Source organism: Teredinibacter purpureus (genome assembly GCF_014217335.1).
GTDB lineage: Bacteria > Pseudomonadota > Gammaproteobacteria > Pseudomonadales > Cellvibrionaceae > Teredinibacter > Teredinibacter purpureus.
Genome location: NZ_CP060092.1, coordinates 4,200,300 through 4,220,468, shown reverse-complemented (window position 1 = coordinate 4,220,468; position 20,169 = coordinate 4,200,300). Strand labels below are relative to the sequence as shown.

At 44.7% G+C, this 20,169-nt stretch carries 19 protein-coding genes; 16 read left to right on the top strand and 3 right to left on the bottom strand.

Annotated elements, in window-relative coordinates:
• Positions 1–83: 83 nt before the first annotated feature.
• The 11 genes from H5647_RS18840 (at position 84) to H5647_RS18790 (ending at position 11,453) form a co-directional block, all read left to right on the top strand.
• On the top strand, positions 84–2,549 hold the full coding sequence (locus H5647_RS18840; protein ID WP_045860584.1) for a serine/threonine-protein kinase: 2,466 nt from the start codon (positions 84–86) through the stop codon (positions 2,547–2,549).
• Between the two features lie 45 nt (positions 2,550–2,594).
• Positions 2,595–2,954 (top strand): FHA domain-containing protein, encoded by a 360-nt coding sequence (locus tag H5647_RS18835; protein WP_045860583.1) that lies wholly within the window; start codon positions 2,595–2,597, stop codon positions 2,952–2,954.
• A 677-nt stretch (positions 2,955–3,631) separates the two neighbouring features.
• Positions 3,632–4,348, top strand: coding sequence for a hypothetical protein (locus tag H5647_RS18830; protein ID WP_052692205.1), 717 nt, complete (start codon positions 3,632–3,634; stop codon positions 4,346–4,348).
• Positions 4,349–4,415: 67 nt separating this feature from the next.
• On the top strand, positions 4,416–4,802 hold the full coding sequence (locus H5647_RS18825) for a tautomerase family protein (RefSeq protein WP_045860581.1): 387 nt from the start codon (positions 4,416–4,418) through the stop codon (positions 4,800–4,802).
• A gap of 120 nt (positions 4,803–4,922) precedes the next feature.
• Complete coding sequence (gene gloA2 / locus H5647_RS18820) at positions 4,923–5,306, top strand: SMU1112c/YaeR family gloxylase I-like metalloprotein (protein WP_045860580.1); 384 nt, start codon at positions 4,923–4,925, stop codon at positions 5,304–5,306.
• A 46-nt stretch (positions 5,307–5,352) separates the two neighbouring features.
• The gene (locus H5647_RS18815; protein WP_045860579.1) at positions 5,353–5,808 is read left to right on the top strand and encodes a GNAT family N-acetyltransferase; all 456 of its coding nucleotides are present in this window, start codon (positions 5,353–5,355) and stop codon (positions 5,806–5,808) included.
• 689 nt (positions 5,809–6,497) lie between these two features.
• A complete protein-coding gene (locus tag H5647_RS18810; protein ID WP_045860578.1) occupies positions 6,498–6,962 on the top strand; it encodes an OsmC family protein in 465 nt (154 codons plus the stop codon).
• 86 nt (positions 6,963–7,048) lie between these two features.
• Complete coding sequence (locus H5647_RS18805; protein ID WP_200911606.1) at positions 7,049–7,504, top strand: methyltransferase family protein; 456 nt, start codon at positions 7,049–7,051, stop codon at positions 7,502–7,504.
• Between the two features lie 278 nt (positions 7,505–7,782).
• A complete protein-coding gene (locus H5647_RS18800) occupies positions 7,783–8,028 on the top strand; it encodes a zinc-binding metallopeptidase family protein (RefSeq protein WP_162926441.1) in 246 nt (81 codons plus the stop codon).
• 487 nt (positions 8,029–8,515) lie between these two features.
• Positions 8,516–10,795 carry a galactose oxidase-like domain-containing protein gene (locus H5647_RS18795; protein WP_052692201.1) on the top strand — a complete coding sequence of 760 codons (2,280 nt, stop codon included), beginning with the start codon at positions 8,516–8,518 and terminating at the stop codon, positions 10,793–10,795.
• Positions 10,796–10,883: 88 nt separating this feature from the next.
• Entirely contained in the window at positions 10,884–11,453 is a 570-nt protein-coding gene (locus H5647_RS18790; RefSeq protein WP_052692199.1) for an SCO family protein, read from the top strand.
• A gap of 302 nt (positions 11,454–11,755) precedes the next feature.
• On the opposite strand, the gene H5647_RS18785 is transcribed toward H5647_RS18790, so the two are convergent.
• A complete protein-coding gene (locus H5647_RS18785; RefSeq protein ID WP_045860577.1) occupies positions 11,756–13,726 on the bottom strand; it encodes a VacB/RNase II family 3'-5' exoribonuclease in 1,971 nt (656 codons plus the stop codon).
• A 167-nt stretch (positions 13,727–13,893) separates the two neighbouring features.
• On the opposite strand from H5647_RS18785, the gene H5647_RS18780 reads away from it, so the two are divergent.
• Entirely contained in the window at positions 13,894–15,321 is a 1,428-nt protein-coding gene (locus tag H5647_RS18780; protein ID WP_052692197.1) for a succinylglutamate desuccinylase/aspartoacylase family protein, read from the top strand.
• A gap of 59 nt (positions 15,322–15,380) precedes the next feature.
• Here H5647_RS18780 and H5647_RS18775 read toward each other — a convergent pair whose 3' ends face one another.
• Positions 15,381–16,448 carry a glycosyl hydrolase gene (locus H5647_RS18775; protein ID WP_082087118.1) on the bottom strand — a complete coding sequence of 356 codons (1,068 nt, stop codon included), beginning with the start codon at positions 16,446–16,448 and terminating at the stop codon, positions 15,381–15,383.
• 355 nt (positions 16,449–16,803) lie between these two features.
• The gene (gene trmL, locus H5647_RS18770) at positions 16,804–17,289 is read right to left on the bottom strand and encodes a tRNA (uridine(34)/cytosine(34)/5-carboxymethylaminomethyluridine(34)-2'-O)-methyltransferase TrmL (RefSeq protein WP_045860576.1); all 486 of its coding nucleotides are present in this window, start codon (positions 17,287–17,289) and stop codon (positions 16,804–16,806) included.
• Between the two features lie 141 nt (positions 17,290–17,430).
• On the opposite strand from trmL, the gene H5647_RS18765 reads away from it, so the two are divergent.
• Genes H5647_RS18765 through H5647_RS18750 form a run of 4 tightly spaced genes read left to right on the top strand, consistent with a single transcriptional unit; the run spans position 17,431 to position 20,155 of the window.
• Entirely contained in the window at positions 17,431–18,414 is a 984-nt protein-coding gene (locus tag H5647_RS18765; protein ID WP_045860575.1) for a hypothetical protein, read from the top strand.
• Positions 18,415–18,418: 4 nt separating this feature from the next.
• Complete coding sequence (locus H5647_RS18760) at positions 18,419–19,036, top strand: hypothetical protein (protein ID WP_045860574.1); 618 nt, start codon at positions 18,419–18,421, stop codon at positions 19,034–19,036.
• A gap of 2 nt (positions 19,037–19,038) precedes the next feature.
• Positions 19,039–19,815, top strand: a complete 777-nt coding sequence (locus H5647_RS18755) for a hypothetical protein (RefSeq protein ID WP_045860573.1) — start codon at positions 19,039–19,041, stop codon at positions 19,813–19,815.
• Positions 19,808–20,155 carry a hypothetical protein gene (locus H5647_RS18750; protein ID WP_052692196.1) on the top strand — a complete coding sequence of 116 codons (348 nt, stop codon included), beginning with the start codon at positions 19,808–19,810 and terminating at the stop codon, positions 20,153–20,155. The genes H5647_RS18755 and H5647_RS18750 overlap by 8 nt, the downstream gene beginning before the upstream one ends.
• Positions 20,156–20,169 lie beyond the last annotated feature (14 nt).

Genomic DNA, 20,169 nt, shown 5'->3' with positions numbered 1-20,169 from the left:
CACAATAAAAGTACCAAAGAGTACAATACAAATGGTACAACACAACGCACACTTAACTATAACGTGTTAAATAGTCATTGCCCATGCTGGCCAAAAAACTGTTTGGAATAATCGCTAACCTTAGCCTCCGTGCCTGGGTGCTTGCTATTGGGCTAGCCTTAACACTGATGCCCGCGCAATTTTCCAATGGCTTGAACAGCATCAATCAACAGTTTTTTGCGATCAGCAGCTACTTAGTGGCGGCCCCTAAAGGCGGTGCCAATATTGGCTTGGTACTCGTACCAGATGATGAATTGCTGCAATGGCAGCAGGATATTAATAGTGCGGGAAAGCTTGGGGCGTTGCTGTCTAATATTTTGCACAGCTCCAATGCAACGGTTGGGGTACTGTTGCCGGGTACTGTCGATTTAGGAGAAGGTGTTGCCGATGGTTTATTGCAGCGTATCGTCGCCAGTAGCACAAACTCTGCGCTCATTGAAGAAGCCGAAGCGCTCGTCGATCGCAAACAATTATTAATTGATACGCTCAGCAATAAGCGCGTAGTGGTCGCTAGCCGGTTAGGCGTTCAATCTGGCCAAAAACCTATTCCACAGCAGCCGAGCAGGCTTGATCGCATCCCTTCTTTTTTTCATGCTTGGTTATGGCCACCCTTAAGAACCAAAACGGATGAGCTCTATACTCAGGTACCACGCTCAGGTCTAGAGCACTTTCCATTACTCCATGTAAATGGCGCTGAGCGTTATCTAATGGGTGTTGGAGATGATGGTGCCTATTACGGTGATTTTCTCACCTACTTTCTTCTTGCCGCAGCGAAATCGATGGGAGGCGTCAATGATGGCAATTCCCCGTCGTTCTATTGGCAGCCGGATAAGGGATTAATTTTGGGGAGTAAGCTGATACCAACATCGGCTTCAGGTCGTTACCTTGCATTTAATGTTGCGGCTCCGCGGTTAGCGCCTTTGTTTAATGTTATGTCGTTAGAAGAAGGCTTAGCGCGTGGGGCGTTTCCCGACCATGTTTTTATAGCTGCAAACTCTTCGCCCCATGTTCGTGGATATGCCACAGCAACCTACAGTTTACTGAATAACCAGACTGTATTTGAGCCTTGGTGGTTTGTTCTTGTGGGGAGTGTTATTAGTCTAGCCATTACGCTACTGCTAGTATTTGTCGTTGCTCGGCTTTCGGCTATGTCGAGTGCGTTAACGGTTCTATTAGTATTTTTGTGTCTATGGGGTGCCCAAGTGGTCTTGGTGGTGGGTCAAGGCGTATGGTTGCCTCTAGCTGCACAATCTGCCTGGTTGCTGGCGGGTTTTGTTCTCGTGAGAGTCTGGCGTGGTCAGGATAGCCGTATGAACTTTCTTTTACAAAAGGTTGATGAGGCGGGCGTTGTACTTGCCTCGGGTTTAATCGGGCAGGGTCAACTGGCAGAAGTGCCGGCCGTACTGAATGGTTGCTCAAACAGTGCGCCCATATTGCAACAATATTATGAGCTTGCAAATGCCTATGCTGCAAAGCGACAGTACCGTTCTTCTATCGATATTTTGCAGCAAATAACACTCAAAAAGCGTGGTTTTCGCGATGTAGAGCAGAAAATCAAAGTTATGCAGTCAATGTTGGCTGCACCATCGCGAGACGAGAGTAAAAATAGCGCCGCTATCGATACCACCGTAGTTCTTGAACAAGATGATATTGAGCGGCCCGTAATGGGGCGTTACCAGATTCGGCGAGAGTTGGGGCGAGGCGCCATGGGGACTGTCTATCTTGGTTATGACCCCCGTATTGCAAGGCTGGTGGCAGTTAAAACGCTTACGTATAGTCAGTTCCAATCGTCCCAGCTAGAGGGCATTAAGACGCGATTTTTTCGGGAGGCGGAAGCCGCTGGCCGGTTGAACCATCCCAATATTGTGTCGGTATATGATGTGGGAGACGAAGCAGATCTCGCTTTTATTGCGATGGATTATGTAGAGGGAAGCCCCCTGAGCACTTTTGTCGATGAAGGTAATCTCTTGCCAGTGTTTGAGGTGTACAGAATTATGGCAGACGTGGCCGCGGCACTTGAGTATGCTCATGGAAGCCACATTGTACATCGTGATATTAAGCCCGGTAATATAATGTACAACCCATCGCCGTATCAGGTGAAAGTGACCGACTTTGGAATAGCACGCCTTGTAGATGACTCCAAAACGAGTACAGGGGAAATATTAGGTAGCCCGCTGTATATGTCGCCCGAGCAACTAAAAGGGAAACGGGTCAATCATTCTGCTGACGTGTTTAGTCTTGGGGTTACGTTTTATCAATTATTAACCGGCAGGTTACCGTTTGTAGGTGATAACCTTGCAAGCCTTACCTACGAAATTATTCACGGTAAGCACAAGGGTGTGCGAACAATACGTAAAGATTTACCGGCTAGTGCCTCGCGAATAATCAATCAATGCTTACAAAAAGATGCCGATGAGCGATACGAAAGTTCCGGCGAATTGGCGATAGTATTAAAGAAAGCAATAAAGCGTGACTTTGCCAGCGAAGCGCGAAAAATGGGCTACGTCTAATAGTGTTGCCGAAAAAAAACGAATAATGATCGATAGGAATTAAATATGGCAATATTAGCGCAACTGGTTGATGACGTAATTGTGCATAAACATGCATTGGCGAGCGACACGATTACGCTTGGTCGACACCTGGATAATGCAATTGTTATCGACGATAGCGCTGTAAGCGCTACGCATACACGAGTGTTTCAAACGCTAAACGAATACTTTCCCGATTATAAAGAATACTATGTTGAGGATGCTGGAAGTACCAACGGTACTTATGTCAATGATTTACGTATTGAGGGCCGGCAGCGTTTGCACAACAACGATGTGATTCGATTGGCCTGGAATAAATTTAAGTTTATTGACGATAAACCTGCAAGCATGGATAAAACCGTGCATATTTTGAGTAAAACACAATAAACCGTGTGTTATAGCGAGTTACCTTTCTCTAAAAAGGGGCGCGGCTATTGTTGTTGGTTATCCCTGCGGAACGCGTTGAGGGGAGGCCTTTAGTAGGGTCTCTTCTTGTTGTATAAAAATAAAACTCTCGTGAAAATTAGCGGTGCTAATAAACTACCTGCTGTAGTGTCACTCATGTCTTTTAATCTACCTGTTTGTGCCCCTAGCTCTTTCCACGCTAAAACATTATAGGATATTGCCTTATTTTCGGCTGTGAACTTCGTGGTCGTTTGTGTGCTTGAAGAATATTTTCTGTATTATTTAATACAGCGTCCAATAGGGCGAAGCCTAGAGGGAGTGTTGGAAGGTATTGCCTTATACAAAAAAGTTATAATAGAAGTGCTGCCTATGGTCGCAACTATACTGGTTTTTATGGTAATACATCCTCGCGGTGGCGTGGGCATCAATTTGTTTTCACCGTGGCTGCCATCGTTTACGTCTTAATCTATATGTTAACTAAAAGTATTAGCAGTGCTGTAACGGCCAATTTTGGCGCCAATAGCGTCCATTTCGCGTTTTCAAATTATCCTATCGACTAGCTTGAGGTCTCTTGCGTCGTTAGAATGTTGTTTTGTACAGGTTGGATATTGGATAAGTTCAGTTTACAAAATTTATAATAAATAAGGAGTATGAATAATATGAGCAAATTTTGTGGAACGTTGGGTGTCGGAAACAGACTATATCGTTTGCATAGCATTGGTATTTTGTTGTTTGTGCTAAGTCTAGTAATAGGGGTGGCTCCTGCTTCCTATGCCGGCAACGAAAATACAGCGGAAAATATTTTCTCTGTGTGGTCGGGCGGGAATTTTCATCGGTTCATTGTGAATAAAACCATAGATTTCTCTAAATATGATCAAATTATAGTATTGCCGATCAATACCAAAGAGCTAGTTATTTCCGACCGTGCTCGATATAAAATTCGTCGAAACTGGAAATCGTTTGCCGAAAAAGATATGCCAGCAATAAATGAGCGTTTTTTAGAACTCGCGGCGTTAGAGTTTTCGGGGAAAAGCCCATTGCTACTTACCGATAAAGGCGGGAAGTCGGTTCTGGCAGTTCAAATCATAGCGAAAGAAGTTATGCCCAGGGCCTTTCGGGATACGTCCTTGGCTACGGTAGGCAAACAATCAGTTGAACAAATTGCGACCCTGCAATATCAAATCGTGCTTACCGATACGCCGTCGCGCGGTGTGGTTGCGATGATTGAGGGTGATCTTTTAGTGGCGCCTCGAAATGGAAAGATCAACAATCGCTCTATGCATTTTCGTGCCTGGGAGAGGGCATGGGAAAACTTATTGGAAAAATTTAATATTGATCTAGCTGAGCTTCAGAGCATTACGCCATTAAAAGAATAGGTTGGACTAAGGTGTGCGGCCATCAGTCGCACTAAAATTAAGCGATAAATAAAATCTAGAACTCATTATGATCGTAATCTACGGCATCAAAGAAAACCTTAATCCTATAAAAAAGTCTCTATCGGATGTTATTCAGGAGTGTATGCAGGAGGTATTAGGTTTTCCGGAAAATAAACGGGCTCACCGCTTTATTCCTATGAATAAGGATGATTTTTTCTATCCTGCAGGGCGAAGTGACGCTTACACGGTTATCGAGATTAATATGATGGCAGGTCGCAAGAAAGAGACGCAAAAAAAGCTGATAAAAACGCTTTTTGAAGTGATTGAAAAAAAGCTAAAAATTTCTCCGGTCGATATCGAAGTCATTATTACTGAACAGCCTGCACACCAATGGGGCTTTCGAGGCATAACCGGGGATGAAGTGCAAGACCTTCAGTATAAAATAGAGGTTTAGGTATTACATGGCAGTAATACCCTAGCCCGATACTAGGCAGAATTTTTACCACGTTTGATTTAGCCGATTGTGAGTAAATTTTTTTTGTTAACTTTAGTTTCGAACGGGTAGGATTAATAAATGCTAAATGGGGTTCATCACGCCGCAATAATTTGCTCTGATTATAAAGTTTCGAAAGACTTTTACGTTTCTGTCTTGGGGTTGGAGATTATAGCGGAGAATTATCGGCGCGATAAAGGTTCCTATAAGCTCGACCTGAAGCTGCCTGACGGTAGTCAGTTGGAGCTGTTCTCGTTTCCAGACCCGCCTCTCAGAGTGAATCGCCCTGAGGCGCAAGGCCTTCGACACATTGCTTTTAGTGTGGATTCCATTAATGACGTTGTTGAATCTTTACGAAAGAAGGGGGTGTCTGTTGAGGATATTCGTATTGATGAGTTTACCGGGAAAAAATATACTTTTTTTAGTGATCCTGACAACCTCCCTTTGGAGCTATACGAAAATTAATGAGAATTATTTTGCTTTATAGCAGAGCAGCCGGGGGGTATGACGTATGGAATTGAACGATGGCAAACTAGAGTCCGTATCAGCAAGGAACCTTGCAGACGTTTTGCCTCTCATTCGGGCGTATCAAGAATTTTACAATACCAACGTTTCTGACCAAAACAATGAGGAATTTTTTTCACAGTTTGGTGAGTCGAATTCTGCTGGCTGCCAATTCCTATGCCGTATGTCAGGTCAAGTGGTTGGCTTTGCAACAGTCTATTTTAGTTTTACTTCTACAATTATCCGTAAAGTTGCAGTGCTGAATGACTTGTTTGTAGTGCCAGAGCATAGAGGGAAGGGTGTTGGGCGTGCGTTGATAGAGCATTGCCGTGCATACGCAAAAGAGAATGGTGCGGTGAGAATGCAATGGCTAACGGCTCCCGACAATATCAGCGCTCAAATTCTGTACGATTCACTCAATACGAATAAGGTTGAGTGGTATTGCTATACCTACAAAACGTAATTAAAAAAGGCTGTTTTGATCGGATCATTTTATTTGAAATGTTGACCTTTTTCCGTTTTAAGGTATCTCAATCCATTGGTATAGGCTCATTTTTGTCTGGCAATCATGTCTGGCATCTTGGTTGATGCAACGCCTATAACATTGCCGTTGGGCATTGTGATTACAAAAAAACGATGCTTTACCGCGGCATCTTGTACAATTTTATAAGTCTTTTTCCTACCTTATACGCTTTGTTCTTCTTGTTTCTCTATATCAGTGGACGAGAACAGGAATATATTCTGGCGCTACGCGTAATTCTTTGTTTAGTATTTGGTGCGCAATTTTTTTAGAGTTTTTGAAAGTAAAACAAATAGCAAATAGCAAATAGCAAATAGCAAATAGCGCTTTAATACCCTTTCTATTCGAAGGGATAGGTCTGCTTTTTTACGTTAAACGTAGCGAGAGTCGTAGAGAGTTTAACTAATCGCTACATCACTCTGGTTGTCATTGTCGAAGTGCAGTGATCGCGTTTTTTACGACCGCTCGTGGGTTATTAAAAAATGCATGTAGTTTTAATGTTTTGTCTGCGTGGTCTAATAAAATTGTTGGTGGAATGAGTGTTGCCGTTTCGGTAATAAGTTTTCATGTATGCGACTGTTTGACAGACCTGCGTCGCGCTAAATTATTTTTTTAAACGGGGGAGAGGGGTAGTGGAGTATTGTGCAAACATTAAGTGGAAAAGAGCGGAGAGTGAGCGGTATATCGACAATGCGTATAGTCGCGGCCATACGTGGGAGTTTGATGGTGGGGCTTGCGTGCCTGCGTCGTCGTCACCTCATATAGTACCGCTACCGTTATCAGTTGCAGAGAATGTTGATCCGGAAGAAGCTTTCGTTGCCTCTCTATCCAGTTGCCATATGCTATTTTTTTTATCGATTGCAGCCAAGAGACGATTCGTGGTGAATCAATATGACGATAAAGCAATGGGTGTTATGGAAGAAGATAATACGGGAAGAATGTCCATGACAAGGGTTACGCTTCGGCCAAAGGTGAGTTTCGCCGGCGATAGACAACCAACGAGAAAGGATATCGAGTTAATGCACCACCAGTCCCATAATCAGTGTTTTATCGCGAACTCCGTTAAAACAATAGTGACGACTGAAATCATACTGTAGGTGAAAGGCTATGCTGTCTGAGTTAACGTGTATCGTATACAGTAACGCTTCTGGTTTTATCTTTTTTGGGCAGAGGAATGTTGAGCATGTTGAAAAATAGAGTGCCACCTGTGATTGTTCTAGCCCTATTTTTGGGCTTGTCTTGGGCTATATCGTGGTGCACGCCGTCGATAGAGTTCGGTGGGCGGTTTAAAAATATTGTCTCGGCTATTATTTTGTTAGTAGGAGGTGTTTTTTGTATGGCAGGAGTCTGGTCTTTTCGAAAATCAAAAACAACGGTCGATCCTTTAAACCCTAAGAAGGCTTCAGCGTTGGTTGTTTTCGGTGTTTACCGATTTTCGAGAAATCCAATGTATGTTGGTTTTGCAATGTGCTTAATAGCGTTTTGCATCGCTTTAGCGTCACCTTTTTCGTTGCTGAGTATCGTAGGGTTTGTTGTCTATATGAACGAGTATCAGATTAAGCCCGAAGAGCAAGCCCTTAGGAAAAATTTTGGTGATGCCTTTCTTCGTTATAGCAATCGGGTTAGTCGATGGTTATAAAAAACACTATATTGTTCGTTTTTTTCTGTCGTGAATTTGGTGGGAGTTAATAATGTTAGTTCGTATTAAGCTCTTTCGTTCTTTTATAGTTGTTATGGTTCCGACATTTATTTTTTGCTTTTATTTCCCTCGAGATGATTGGTTTTTATTCTGTTGCGGCTGGGCCGCAGTAATACCCTGCTAATTTTTTTAAATTGTTTTATCTTGATAAGGGAAACTTTATTGGGGTTGTCAGTAGTGTGGCGAGCCGTAAATTAATGTCCACATGGCAAAAACATATGTTTTATTCCAATGTTGACGTTAATGCGTTGTTCGCTCCTGCTTCGCTGGCCGGCATCGATTTTTCCGATCATCTAAACTATTGGTCATTTGGCTATGATGCTCTGATGGTGATAGATACAGCTTTTTACCGAGGTGCACATTATCACCAAGCTTTAGGTCTGCCAGATACGTTAAATTATATGGAAGTGGCAAAAAAGCTAAAAGCCACCTATTACGGCGAGTTAAATATGGCGTGTAGGTAAAAAGTTTGAGCGGTTACTCTGAAGCCGCGATGTTTTTTATTTAAAGTATAGGTACATGAAGCGGTGAAGTTGTAGCACGGCATCTTTCGATAGTGCAATAATGTCGACATTATTTCCTTATTCTGTATTTCATCGAATGTATACGCACAACGTTAATGTTATTGCTGCTTAAATGAACATTAAGGTTTGTTGTTGTTTTAAATGAGAGTAGAAAAGAAAATGAGGCAATCGAAAGCTGTAGAGGAGTGAAATATCTTGTCGCTTGTCGGTATAATCACGGCCTCTCGATTGACGCTACAGTAATGAAAGATTTATCCCTGTGGCGTTACGAGTCTAAATTGACCGCCTATTGTTTGTATATTGGCGTGTTATTTAAGAGTGATAAGTTTTCGTTATTGATGCTTCGTAATGTTGTAAATTATTTTTTCACTCTCCGTTAAAAATTTAGTGTCTAGGGAAAAACTCTGTATTTAAAGGAAGAATATCGATGAATATTATGCATAAAATAGCGGTGCTCACCGCGCTGCTTTCCATGCCTGTAGAAGCCAATAATGTAGATGGTCAGTGGTCTGATGTAGGTGATTGGCCTTTCGTGGCCATTCACGCGGCATTGCTACCTGATGGTCGTGTTGTTACTTACGGTTCTGATGGCGACGTTATTGACGGAACTGATAGAGGCGGCCGCGGCCGAACGGGTCAGTTCTTATATGATGTGTGGGACCCCGCACTTGATTTGGGCGATCTTTCTCATATGACGCTCGAGAACACAACATCAACCGATTTATTCTGCAGCGCACAAATACTACTCCCGGATAGTGGCGATATGCTAATTGCGGGAGGGGATACCTATACGCCGGAAAGTGACAGTAACCCGGTTGATAAAAACGATAACCGGGAAACAGATGCTACCACGATTATTCGCCCCTCTTCTGATCCTGAAGGCCTTTATGATATTAGCGAAGGTACGCGTATGCAGCTTCCTCGCTGGTATGCGACGCCTAGCATGCTTCCCAATGGCGATATTTTTATTCAAGGCGGAAAGGGCGGTGAAGCACACCCTGAAATACTCACGCGTGACGGCGAGTATATTTTAAAAACGGCCATCGATACTGAAAATTATGATTATTGGTACCCACGAAATTTTGTTGCACCTGATGGCAGAATATTCGGTTTCGGGGCTTCAGACGGAGGCTCTAGCCGGGATTACACGGCGGGTGAAATGTATAATATCTGGCCCGATGGAGAGGGTTATGTCGAATCGGTAGGTGTATTGGAGCATAGCGAATGGTATTCCAGTACCGTTATGTTTGCGCCGGGTAAGGCGCTGCACGTATCGGCTAAAAATAACGAGGCTGTGATTATTGATTTTAATGGTCGCCAACCTTTAGTAACCGCTACATCACCGCTTAACGGTGCGCGAAAATGGCTCACATTAACCTTATTGGCGGATGGCAAAGTATTGGCTACTGGCGGTAGCGAGCGAAACGGTCACGGTAAGGACGTGGGCGAGGTCGATTTGGTAACCCCTATTTATAACGCCGTCGAAATTTGGGACCCGCAGACAGGGCAATGGAGTTCGGGCGCGTCAGCCGTCCATGCACGCCTTTATCATTCAATAGCCATTTTATTACCCGACGCAAGAGTGTTAACCGCCGGAGGAGGTCTTAGTGGGCCGTTTATCCAGCATAATGGTGAAGTGTATAGCCCGCCTTATTTATTTCAGGAAGATGGTAGTGCCGCCGTACGGCCCGTTATCAATACTGCGCCAGAACTGGCAGATTACGGTGAGATGATTAGTATAGGCGTGGAGAATGCGGTCAGTATGAGTGCTATCTCATTAGTGAAAATGGGTTCGGTAACGCATTCTTATAATGTCGAACAGCGAATACTGAAACCTAGCTTTACAGCAAGCGGGCAGACTATTTCGTTTCGTGCGCCGTCTAACCCAAATTTGGCTACGCCGGGCTTTTATATGCTCTTTGTGTTTGATGAACACGGTGTGCCATCCATTGCGTCGATTATGAAAATTGATGGCGATGCGGAATTCGAGATCACCGAGAATGCGGGAATTCCTGGCTACAATGAAGAAATACTGTACGACCAGTATTCAGAGAGCTGTAAACAGGCGTGCGTCGATAGATCATGGTGTAAGAGTGCTGATTTCGCGCGCGATAGTGGCGTTTGTTATTTACAGCCTGTTGCAGAGCAAGATGTTAGTTTAAAAAATGATTATAGCGGGAACCCGTACGACCACTTTTCTTATATGCCTCGTCATACGCCAGAGGGTTTTGGTGTTGCCCTTAATGCGGGTATTTCAGGGCACAATCAGGAAATAATGGCGAATACTGATTTACCGTCGTGCCAATCGGCATGTATAGATCGCGGGTGGTGTAAAAGTATCGATTTTGAACGGGATACTGAAGTGTGTTTCCTGCAGCCTGTAGCAGAAGAAGATGTTGATGAGTTAAAGCGAGACTACGCTGGCGACCCCTATGACCATTATTTTTATGAGCCACGATTAGCGTCTATGTATGGTTGGGCGGAAATTGCGAATGCGGGCATTCCGGGGCATAACATTGAAACGCACTATGACACGCCTTTGGCAGAATGCCAGGCGCTTTGCTCGCCATTATCATGGTGCAAGAGTGTTGATTTTAATCGTAATGAGCAAATCTGTTATTTGCAGGATGTTGATCAGAATGATGCGGCTTTAAATACTCAATATTCGGGAAATCCTTACGACCATTATTTTAAAAGTAATTTGTAATCCTGCCTGCATAAAAAATGCGGTATTTAAGGTGAGATGGCGGGCGTTATACCGCCATTTTTATAAAGGCTATTTACGAGGTTTTTATATGCGAATCAATTGTTCGCCCGCTGGCTGTCTTTTATTGTTACTAACGGTGGTGTTGTGGAGCCCTTCGCCATTGGCTAAATCGCCTGTTTTCTCTTTGCTGAATACCGGCGGAGCTAATGTTACTGAAGCAGCTTTTATTGGGAAGTTTCATCTTGTGTTTTTCGGCTACCGGCATTGTCAGCATACTTGCCCCGTTAGCTTGTCGGCGATGGCCCAAGCATTAAACATGTTGGGCCAAATTGCCGAAAAGCAGGTAGTGCCGGTATTTGTTTCGGTGGATAGCCAGAGGGCTGATGCTGCAGCTTTGAAAGTGTTTGCAGAGGCGTTTCACCCTGCGATGACAGCGCTTTATGGCTCGGCTGATGACATTAAAAAAGCCAACTATGAATTTAAAGTGCTAGTAACAAAGTTGCCATCTCGGCAGTCACAGGATTACGAAATCAGCCATTCATCATCAACTTACTTGTTAGATCCTTCCGGGGCTATTGTGGAGCAGTATGCGTACGGCACATCTGCGTCAGTGATAGCTAAAAATCTCGCCGCTCGGATTAAATCTGTTTCACAATAAAAAACGAGAGTTGTTAAATACCGTTCAATTAATGGCAAAATAAGTTGGTGATACCGCGTAATGTGTATTGGTTTTCCATCTCGAATTCTTGTACAAGAATGGTACGGTTTCCCTCAGTAAAGGGGGTTAGCCGATGCGAGATATCAGGGAATGGTGTTTGGTTTTCAGTTGGAGGGCTAAGTGACGGGCTTATTACTCTCACAATAGAGAGGGTGTTTTTGTAGGTTTTTTGGTGATGGCGGCACATATAAAAAAATAGGGCCCAATGAGGCCCTATTGCGTTTTTAAGCAGGCTTAAATTTTTATACGTCGGTAATTACGCTGAAAGCAATACGGCGCTTATCCATATCGACACTTTCAATTTTAATATCAACTTCCTGTTCTAGCTGGTAAGTGATCTCATTGACCGTAATTGTCATTCGTTTTGCGTCGAAGACTTTAGGTTGTTTTTTGGTAAACAAAATAAACCCGTCTATTCCGCTATCGATAAGGCGCGCGCCGAAACCCTGTTGGGTTACGATGCGTATTTTAGCTTTACCTGTTTGCCCAACGAGGCTTTGGGTGTATTGGCACATTAACCATTGGAATAGCTCTCTGTCGGCTTGTCGGCCGCGTATAAGCGCATCTTTTACTGCATCGAGCTGCTCATTTTTGAGAGGTTTAAGTGCATACCCCGTAAGCGCTTGATTGAGCGCCCAATGATTATATAAGTCTGCAAAACGGCGTATGGGGGAGGTGATTGTGGCGTAATGCGGTATGCCCATACCCATGTGAGGGCCATATTCCAGGCTAAGTTCACTGCTGGGCATCATGCGACGCAAAGGTGATACGAGGTGTGATTTCTCTGAGCGCGAAATTTTCTGGATGACGTTTAGGTATCCCGCTTCTGTGAGAAGGTCATCATGTTCAATTTCTTCTTCTTTTAATAACGCCTTAACTTCACCAATGCGGTCTGCACGAAAGCCGCAGTGAGTAGTGAATAGGCCTTCATTTTTTTGTTGCAGTAATTCGCCTGCGCAAAGATTGGTCGCGAGCATGGCTTCTTCGACTATTCTGTGGGCTTTGGTGCGTGATCTTGGCGATATAGCGTCGATTTTACCTTTAGTTGAAAGGTGTATGTCGTATTCAAGCTGATCGTCGCCGACAAGGTATTCGCGTTTTCGGTACGCGGTACGGCGCTCAGAGAGTTCGCCTAAACTGTGTAACATTTGTTGAATGTTATCGGGAAGCGTTGCCAGTTCTGCGTCTTCATCTTTGTTGAGTAAGGCTGTAACACCTTTATAACTCAACTTATGTTGGGAGGTGATGAGCGCTTTTTGGAAGCTGTACTCGAGAAGCTCGCCTTGATCGTTGTAAGTTTGGTTACAGACGAGAGCGGGCCTTTGTTCGTTTTCTTTTAGCGAGAAGCAGTCATTGGCTAGAGCTTCTGGCAGCATGCTGATACCACCACCTAGTAAGTAAAGGCTTTGAGCGCTGGTTTGGCAGCTGTGTGCTAGTGCAGAATTTTGATCGATAAAACTCGCTGGGTCGGCAATAGCAACACTGAGTTGGTATTGCGTAGCGCCATCCATCTCGATTTTTTCGAGAGCAAGTGCATCATCCATATCTCTTGTTGAGGCTGAGTCTATAGTGACGAAGGGGCGGTCGGTTAAGTTGACTCGTTGTTCGCCCCACTCCTGCTGTGCAAATTGTTGCTCAATGGACTTGCTTTGCTTTTGTGCAGATTCGTTGAAGCGTGGCGCAAGATCGTATTTTGCCGAGACAAACTGACGCTCTATATAGGCGTCGTCGTCTTGGCCAATGCGGTCTAGTATTTTAGCTGAAGCTTTGCCATCTTTATAAGGATGCTGAACAAGGCGTGCGACGACGAGATCGCCATCTTTACATCGGCCACGGGCTTTTGGCGGGAGAAAAATCCATCGGTTAATCGGGCTGGATTTTAGGCCGGGTGTTTCGCCCAATGGCACAACGAAATGGCCTTTCTTTGAACCCTTGTATTGACCGAGAAATCGCCGTAACGATTGCTCAATTAACGATTCCAGTGTTGCCTCTAGTTGGCCTTTGGCGTTCTGAGTTAAGCTGACTTTAACCCTGTCGCCAGGGATAACATGCAGCATTTTCTCAGGCGAGAGGAATGCGTCTCGTCCATCGTCCAGCCGAACAAACCCGAAGCGGCCATTTGAGCCCGCAACAGCGCCTTCGGCGTATTCTTTAGACGATTGAATATCGGTTTTTAATTGAGATAGTTGGGAAAGAATATCTTTGTCGAGCATCGACCCATGGTCCTTGATTTTTCAAAGCGGCTGATTCTAACAGAATTCCAGCGTAACTGGATGAAAGCATGCCGAACGAAAGGTAATTTAAGAAAAATGGCGCACATGACAGCTCAAAATTTGAGGTTGTTATAGATGCCGTAACCTGTTTTAACCTAGGAGATTCAATGGCTGTAGCCAGATTTATCCATTATTTCACGGCAGTATCATTGTTAATGGTTATATTGCTCGAAACTTCTTGGGCTGAGCCACTAGAAGACGGTTTGTCTGTGAGCGAGGCTTCTGTGCCGGACGTTACCGTGCTAAAACAGGCCGAAAATATAGATCTTAAGGAGGTAGTCGCGCCCATTGAGTCTATGGTGGCCTCAGAGCTCCTAGGTGTCGAGATTAAAGAGCCGCTTATGCCGGTCGATGAGCGGCCAGTTTCGGTTCCCATAAAAATAGTGGGAGGCGAGAGCGAAACGGTTGTTGATCCGCCTTTGCCAGCGGTTGAGTCTTTACCCGTGCAGGCTCCGCTAGTTCTTTTGGGGTCCGAAGTGCCGGCTGGCACCTCTACTCGGCTATCGTGGTCACCCAATGTATCCTTCATGGGGATTTCTGCGCCGACGGCTGTGTTAGTTGTTCATGGCGCAAAGCCCGGCCCAAGATTGTGTCTCGTGGCGGCAACGCATGGCGATGAGTTAAACGGTATAGAGGTGGTGCGGCATATCCTCTACAGCATCGAGGCTGAAGATTTGGCCGGAACGGTAATTGGCGTACCCATTGTCAATTTACAAGGCTTTAGACGTTCCTCTCGGTATTTGCCTGATCGACGTGATTTGAATCGGTATTTCCCTGGTAATGCTAATGGCAGTTCGGCATCGCGCATTGCTCATTCGTTCTTTCAGGACGTTGTTCGGCATTGCGATATGCTCGTCGATTTACATACAGGTTCCTTTCATCGCACTAACTTACCTCAATTGCGTGCGAACTTAAGGTTGCCCGAGGTGGCAGACCTTGCAAAAAAAATGGGTGCGGTGGTTGCTGTGCATAGTGAGGGAGCACCTGGTTGTTTGCGACGTGCGGCGGTGGATTACGGTATTCCGGCTATCACTTTTGAGGCTGGGCAGCCGCACCAATTACAGAAGTCTGCCGTGAATCATGGGGTTAAGAGCGTGGAATCGCTATTGGATGGCTTGGAAATGCTGAATAGGCGCCCTTTCTGGGAGTTTAAAACTGAGCCAGCTTACTATCAGTCACGGTGGGTGAGGGTGACGTCGGGTGGTATTCTGTTTAGTGAGGTATTGCTGGGCGATAGTGTTCGAGAGGGACAGTTATTGGGCGTTATAACGGACCCTATCACAAATCATCGGCAAGAGGTTGTGTCCCCTTTTGCTGGGCGGGTTATTGGGATGGCATTAAATCAGGTTATGTACCCGGGTTTTGCGGCTTATCATTTGGGGTTAGAATCATCGATTGAATGGGTGGAGGGTGGTACGCCGCCATTGTTGGATGCTGTCGATTCTCCCGCATCTGAAGGCGATGATAGTGAGGTGAAGCCATTGTTCGAGCTGGAGGAAGATTCAGCGGGTGAGAGTGTGCTTGAGGATTCTTAAATTAATCAACTAAGCGCCCATAGGACGCTTAGTTGAAAGTATCGAGGCTAGGTGTTGATCTACTTTATGATAGGGGCGTGCATGCGAACAGGCCCTTTATTATCAACCCAGGGTAGCTCATGCCAAGAGGTGGAACGCTTGTAGCTGAACAGTGCGCGCATTGAATCACCGTCATTCCAGAAGAAATTATCGGGATCACGCCAGCTCATAAACCAAGCCCATTCACGCTGTTGCTCAAGCATTTCTGGGGTTGGAAATCCGCCTACCTCGCCTAGTGCAATGGGGCGACCTTCAGCGAGTTCAAGCAATTGGTTGTAGTTGTCTTCGTCATAACGTTTACTGTAAACGTCGGTTGCGAGAACATCGACAAACGCGTGGCCTGGGTAGAATAGTTTGTAATCGGGCACTCGATCTTTTACTTCATTGGCGTTCCAGACCCATATTAAATTGTCCAGTTTGTGAAAGGTTACTAACCGCTCGTAGAGCATTTCCCATAGCTTTGCGTAGCCATCCGGGCCTTGTCTGTAGCCCCACCAAAACCAAAAGCCATTCATTTCATGGTAGGGTCGCCAGAGCACGGGTACGTCGGCATACTGTAGCTGTTTTAGGTGCCAGGCGATAACATCCACCTGAGACTTCCAGCGTTCGTTTAGATGAGTTCCAGCGGTCGTGAGTTCTGTCCACTCTTCATCTGTTAGCTGGGCCTGAATGGCGTTAGCAAAGTCCCCGGGTTCATCCTGAGTGGGGATAATCGCATGCCACATAATGGTGTTAATAAAGCCCTCATGATGTCGACGAATAGCTTCATCTACGATATTTTGACGAAAATTTATACCGTCCCATGAACCCGGTTCACTAAAACCGAAGTCCTGCCCGAATATTGCGGGGTATTCTCCCGTTTGCTTGTGCATACCAGCCAAACGATTAGAGCCGTTAAGAGGCGCATTGTGCTGGCCCGTCAGGATTTTTTTACCTGAGATTTTATAGAGATATTTTAGGAGGGCTTTTGCTTCCTCCGAGGCATTGGGTGTGACAGGTTTGGTGGCGGCAAGCGCTGAATGGCTGCCGATTAATGATAGCGCCAATAGGCCTGCAGCCAATAGCGATGTTAACGGTTTAATGTCCATAAGATTCTCCTCAGACGTCACTAGCAAGTGGTATTTTATGCCACATGTTAAGGGTGTTTTCGAGCAATGTTACCGGTTTCATGTGCAAGTCTACCAGTCATTAGGAGAAGGGTAGTTAAAAATACCTTCGATAAATGGCACTTATATGCACCTTTTGATCACCGTAATGATTGGATACTTGGGCTCTACAGTTGTTTAGTTCATTCTTTAGCATTAATATCGAGCATTAACTGTTAATACTAAAGATCTTTTAGCGTGTTAGCTGATTGTTCACAGGCCTGCAGGCCTAAAAAACAATCGAAGATGTTCATAGATGTTTTGCGCGCAGGGTTCGGTTGTTTTTGGACGGATTAGCTCAGCCCTTGATAGCGGGCGGTGGTACTGCACCAGCATAGTCCAGTTGGCGCCATGCTTCGTATAACATAACGGCTGTTGCATTAGAAAGGTTCATGCTACGGCTACCTTTGATCATCGGTATCCTAAGTACATTGTTTGCAGGTAATGATTGACGAATATCGACGGGAAGGCCTCGTGTTTCTGGCCCGAAGAGTAAATAGTCTCCTTCCGCAAATGCCGCATCAGAATGCGTTTGGGTACCCTTGGTCGATAAGGCCCAAATGGTGGAACCGTTTAAATGTTTTAAAAATGCATCCCAATTAGAGTGTGTGGTTACGGTTTCCCATTCGGCGTAATCTAGGCCCGCACGGCGAAGACGTTTGTCGTCTAAGACAAAACCAAGAGGTTCTATAAGGTGTAAACGACAGCCTGTGTTTGCACACAACCGGATAATATTGCCAGTATTGGGGGGTATTTCAGGTTCAAAAAGAACGATGTTAAACATAGAAAACTCACATGTTGCCAATAACTTACACACAAAAGCGTAAGTAATGTCTATAATAAACGCTATTAGTCGGGTAATAATTATAAAAACGAGTTATTTTGCACTGAATCATCCGAGAAGGGGAGCTCACTGCTAGCTGCCATGTTAAAAAATTTGCTTTCTAAACTCTCCGCCCGCAAAACACACGTGGGTATCGAATGTCAGCCAAATGGCCTGGCTGTAGCCGTATGTGCTGATAAATGGGTTCAAACGGAGTCAGTAGCTTCGCTACGCCCTCAAATACTCCATTCAGACATCCTTCTAGACGAATCATCTATTAGCGATCAAGCGACCATGTTAACCGATTGGGTCGAAACCCATGGCTTAACAGCTTGCCCGTGCAATTTAGTCCTTCCGAGTAGTGATTACCAATTATTGCTCGTTGAAGCACCCGATGTGCCGGAAGTGGAGATGCGAGAAGCTGTTAGGTGGCGAATAAAAGACCTAATTTCCATTCCCGTTGCAAAAGCCGCGATAGATGTTTTTCTCTTGCCTCACGATGGGAGTAGAGGTAAAAAAATGGCTTATGTTGTAGTGGCAGAATTAAGTCGTTTAAGCTCGTTAGTGTCTCTGGTAAATCAGTCGGGCTTGTCGTTAGAATCGATCGATATAGGTGAGTTAGCGCTGCGAAATTTAGCGTACTTACAAGATCTAGATCATCCCGAAAGTCGTGGGGTAGCGATTGTCCGCTTGCTTGAAGGGCAGGGTAGCGTATCTCTTTATCGAAAAGGCAATATGTATTTGTCACGTCAGTTTCAGATTAAATATGGGGCTGGGTTGCTAGATGATATCCCCATTGATAGCTTTATTCTTGAAGTGCAGCGATCGCTTGACTACTACGAAAGGCAAATGGGCCAGCCGCCCCCCACAAATTTGTATATTTGCGGGGATAATATCAGTGAAGATAAAATTACAACGGATATCTTGCGCGGTTTAAGTGTTCCTGTGAAATACTTGAATTTTACTGCATCTGTCTCGGTAGATGATGAAAATAAAGAGCCTTTACTGCATGCGTGTGCGGCAGCGTTAGGGGCTGCTCTACGTAATTCGGTTGCTGGAAATATTGATAGTGTGGGGGCGCCGTAAACGTATGGCTATACAGCAAGTTAATTTATATCTATCAGAATTAAAACCTGCGAAAGAATGGCTTACCGCAAATAGTTTAATGTTTTCTGTTGTGGGTGTTATTGGTATTTACATTGCGTTTTATTTTATTGCCATTGCTAACCTAGAAACCCTTGAGCAGCAAGTTATTGTATTGGAAAACCAGCAGATCGTAGCCAAACAACAGTTAGATATATTCACTAAAAAAACACCATCCTTTAAAAACAATAAAATTGACGTTCGGTTAAAGTATTTGCGTGCAGCGCTAGAAGGGCGTGAACAGGTGGGTGAGATTATTGAGGGACAAAATCTTGGTAATTCAGAAGGTTTTGCCCATGCAATGAGGGCTCTTGCAAGGCAGTCTATGAAGAGTATTTCATTGAAAAAAATATCGTTATCAGACGGTGGGCAGTATTTGCAAGTGATGGGCGAAACGCTGAAAGCGGAAGATGTTGCTACTTATATCCAAAAACTACAGTTTGAACCTAGTTTTACGGGCACTCATTTTGGCTTGTTGAGTGTTGCAGAGAAAAAAGGATCTACTGCACATGCCTTTACACTCGGATTTGAGCCCGTTTATAAACTGGCGGTGGAGAGGGAGTGACCATGAGTATTGCCACCACATTTACCGAGCGTTGGAGCAAAGTGGAAGAAAAATTTCTCGCGTTGCAAATGAGAGAGAAAATATTAATTACGGTATCGTGTTTGCTTGTAATTTATCTCGTATGGAGCTTAACCATTGAAGGTGGTTTATCCTCAAAGAGAGAGTTGTTGGTTCAGCGCTTTGAAGAAGCGAATCGAGAATTGAAGGTTCTTTCCGCCCAGGAGCAGGTGCTTGTCAATAGCTTAAGTAGCGATCCAAATGCACCCAAACGACGAGAAATACTGCGTTTGGAGGGGCTGCTGGAAAACGCCAATATTGAGCTGCAAGAAATGTCGGTGGGTTTGCTTTCTGCTGATCAACTATCCCAAGTGCTCTACGATGTGTTACGCGAATCGAATAGGCTACAGCTAATGGGTATGCGTGCAATCGCACCTAAAAAATTACAGCTAGCGGAAAGTAGAACCGTAGAAACGGTAGAGCTTGAAGAGGTTGAGTTTTTAGAGGAAGAGCTCGCGCAACGTTCTGTGCGTCAGCTGACGTCAACCGTTGATGAAGCGCGATTGGCGGAAGAGCGCATAGTCGGTGTTTATAAGCATGCGGTTCGAGTGTCGCTTAGAGGAGACTATTTTGCGGTAATAGATTATCTGCAACAGCTTGAACAATTGCCGTGGAAATTATACTGGGATTTTATTGAATATGAGGTGAAGAGTTACCCTAATGCAGAGGTATCCCTCGAAGTTTATACCCTTTCTACAGATAAGGGGGTGTTAGGTGTTTAAACATTGTTTTAACGTCGTTATGTGGGTGTTAATAACCTGTTTTCCTGCAACGGCTGTTTCCGCTAATCTAAATAATACGCCAAATGAAACACTCCAAGACCCCACTGCGCCTCTGGGGTATCAACGAAAGGTATCCGCGCAAAAAAGTTTGGTTTTGCAGGCTGTTTATTTAAGTGCATCTAGAAGTGAAGCCATTATTAACGGCCAGGCAGTTCGTGAGGGTAGCGTCGTTGATGGCGCTACAGTGATTAAAGTTCGAGATAAAAGTGTTGTCTATAGCCGGAACGGTCAAACTGGCGTGATTAGCCTTCGTCCTAATATCGTAAAGCATTCTCGTTAAACGACGGGCAGATA